The sequence below is a fragment of the Pseudomonas sp. Pseusp3 genome (assembly GCF_047304225.1).
In the GTDB taxonomy this organism is placed as follows: domain Bacteria; phylum Pseudomonadota; class Gammaproteobacteria; order Pseudomonadales; family Pseudomonadaceae; genus Aquipseudomonas; species Aquipseudomonas fluorescens_CD.
Map to the genome: position 1 here is coordinate 1 of NZ_JBGLYV010000209.1, position 2618 is coordinate 2618.

The 2618-nt window shown below is 62.5% G+C and carries 3 protein-coding genes and 1 pseudogene; 3 read left to right on the forward strand and 1 reads right to left on the reverse strand.

Features of this window, described 5'->3' with window-relative positions; all coding sequences use genetic code 11:
- A pseudogene (locus ACCD00_RS30470) lies at positions 1-225 on the forward strand (hydroxymethylglutaryl-CoA lyase); the annotation flags it as partial.
- Between the two features lie 181 nt (positions 226-406).
- Positions 407-1738: an MFS transporter gene (locus ACCD00_RS30475; RefSeq protein WP_413428903.1), complete on the forward strand. Its 1332-nt coding sequence runs from the start codon at positions 407-409 to the stop codon at positions 1736-1738.
- A 118-nt stretch (positions 1739-1856) separates the two neighbouring features.
- Here ACCD00_RS30475 and ACCD00_RS30480 read toward each other — a convergent pair whose 3' ends face one another.
- On the reverse strand, positions 1857-2345 hold the full coding sequence (locus tag ACCD00_RS30480; protein WP_413428904.1) for a DMT family transporter: 489 nt from the start codon (positions 2343-2345) through the stop codon (positions 1857-1859).
- 77 nt (positions 2346-2422) lie between these two features.
- On the opposite strand from ACCD00_RS30480, the gene ACCD00_RS30485 reads away from it, so the two are divergent.
- The coding region (locus ACCD00_RS30485) for a LysR family transcriptional regulator (protein WP_413428905.1) at positions 2423-2618 on the forward strand (196 nt) is incomplete at its 3' end.

The following is a 2618-nucleotide window of genomic DNA, read 5'->3' on the forward strand; positions in this document are numbered from 1 at the left end:
GCCCTCGGCGGCCTCGGCGGCTGCCCGTTCGCACCGGGAGCGTCGGGAAACATCTGCACCGAGGATCTGGTGAACCTGTGCGATGAAGTCGGCATTCACACCGGCATCGATTTGCCGCTGCTGCTGAAACTGTCGCGAGGACTGCCGGCGCTGCTCGGTCACGAAGTGCCCGGCCAACTGGCCAAGGCCGGGCGCAATTGCGACCTGCACCCGATCCCTACCTGACACCAATCCCCTGTAGGAGCGAGCATGCTCGCGATGGACGTCAACGATAACTCTGGATGCCAGATACCCCGCGGCGATCTCAGGTTCATCGCGAGCGAGCTCGCTCCTACAGTGAAATCGAACATTTACCAGACAACAAAAACAATCGGACACCCACGGGAAGTCCGCCTGGAGAACCACAATGAGCCTCAATGCACTGGAGGCGGGCGTGAGCCCGTCCGTTAGCCACGACACCGAAAAAGCCCTGGTCAGCAAAGTCGCCTGGCGCCTGATGCCGCTGATCATGGTTTGCTACCTGTTCGCCTTTTTCGACCGCATCAACATCAGCTTCGCCAAGTTTCAGCTGCAAGCCGACCTGAGCCTGAGCGACACCGCTTACGGCCTCGGTGCCGGGTTGTTCGTGGTCGGCTATGTGATCTTCGAAGTGCCGAGCAACATGATGCTGTACAAGGTCGGTGCCCGGCGCTGGATCGCCCGGATCATGATGTCCTGGGGGCTGGCCACGGCAGCCATGGTGTTCGTCAACAGCGAATGGCAGTTCTACGTGCTGCGCTTCGTGATCGGCGCGATGGAGGCGGGTTTCGCCCCGGGCGTGCTGTATTACCTGACCCTGTGGTTCCCGCAGCACTATCGCGGGCGCATCACCTCGATGCTGTTCCTGTCGTCGGCGTTCGCCGGCCTGGTGGGCGCGCCGTTCTCGGGCCTGGTGCTGCAACACCTCGACGGCGTGCTGCAAATGCGTGGCTGGCACTGGCTGTTCCTGCTCGGTGGCGTGCCATGCATCGGCCTCGGTCTGCTGGTGTTGACCCTGCTCAAGGACCGTATCGAAGACGCCCATTGGCTGACGGCTTCGGAGAAGACCTTGTTGGCCAGCCGCATCGCTCAGCATGAGCCGCACAAGAGCGGTGGCTCGCTGCTCGCCGCCCTGCGGATCCCGGGTTTCCTGACATTGGGGCTGATCTATTTCCTGATTCAGGTGGCGTCCTACGGCTTGAATTTCTGGGCGCCGCAACTGATCCGCAGCGCCGGCACCGAAAGTCCGGTGATGATCGGCTTGCTGACGGCCATCCCGTACATCTGCGGCGCCATCAGCATGGTGGTGATCGGACGCCTGTCCGATGCTTCTGGCGAGCGGCGCAAGTATGTCGCCGGTCTGGTGGCAGTCGGTGCGGTCGGGTTCTTCTGCGCGGGGATCTTCGCCAGCCACACGACCTTCCTGATTGTCGCGTTGGGCCTGCTCGGTGCCGGGATCATCGCCTCCATCCCGAGTTTCTGGACCCTGCCGCCGAAACTGCTGGCCGGGGCCGGTGCGGGTGCTGCCGGCGGGATCGCGGTGATCAACACCCTGGGCCAGTTCGGCGGCATCGTCAGCCCGGTGATGGTCGGCCGGATCAAGGACCTGACCGGCAGTACCACGCCGGCGCTGTATGTCATCGGTGTTTGTGCGCTGATCGCGGTTGCGCTGTTGCTGTGGGGGTTGCCGCAGAAGTTGCGCACACTCGACAAGGCCTGATGCCATAGACCGCCTTCGCGAGCAAGCCCGCTCCCACAGGAACCGCGTACCTCCCTGTGGGAGCGGGCTTGCTCGCGAAGGCGGCCAGGAGAACACCCTCGCATCGTCGGTTGCCCCATCAACCCGCCGTCACCAACCCTTTGGCCGGCGCATCAAAAAACTGGATCAACACCACCCCGGCCATCAACAGCACCACCCCAAACACCTTGGGCAAGGTGACCTGCCGCTCCGCCAACCCGAACCAGCCGAAGTGATCCAGCAACAACGACGCCACCACTTGCCCCGCCAGCGCCAATGCCATGAACCCCGCGGCACCGAGTTTGGGCAGCAGCACCAATGCCAACGAAATGAAGCACACGCCAAAAGCGCCACCTGCCCACATCCAGAGTGGCGCCTTGTTGATGAATGCCAGAGACGGCAACGGTAAACGCATCGCAACGATGATCGGCAACAACACCACAACGCTCACCAGCAACGAGGCGAGCGTCGCCCACAACGGATGACCCAGGCCGCGTCCGAGGTTGACGTTGATTGCGCTCTGAAACGGCACCACCGCCCCGGCGAAGGCGGCCAGCAGCAACCAACCCGCCCAATGCAACGTACTCATGATCGATCTCCAACAGGTTTTGCTGGACTCTAGAGTATTCGTCGCGCAGATTTAAATTCCGTTTTGTTATCCAGAACATGCAGCAGATGAATGATCTTCGACGTATCGACCTCAACCTGTTGGTGATCCTCGACGCCTTGCTCAGTGAGCAACACGTGACCCGGGCGGCTGAGCGTCTGCACTTGAGCCAGCCAGCGGTCAGTCATGCGCTGGCGCGGTTGCGCGACCTGCTTGGCGATCCGCTGCTGGTGCGCGCCGGGGCCGGGCTTGTGC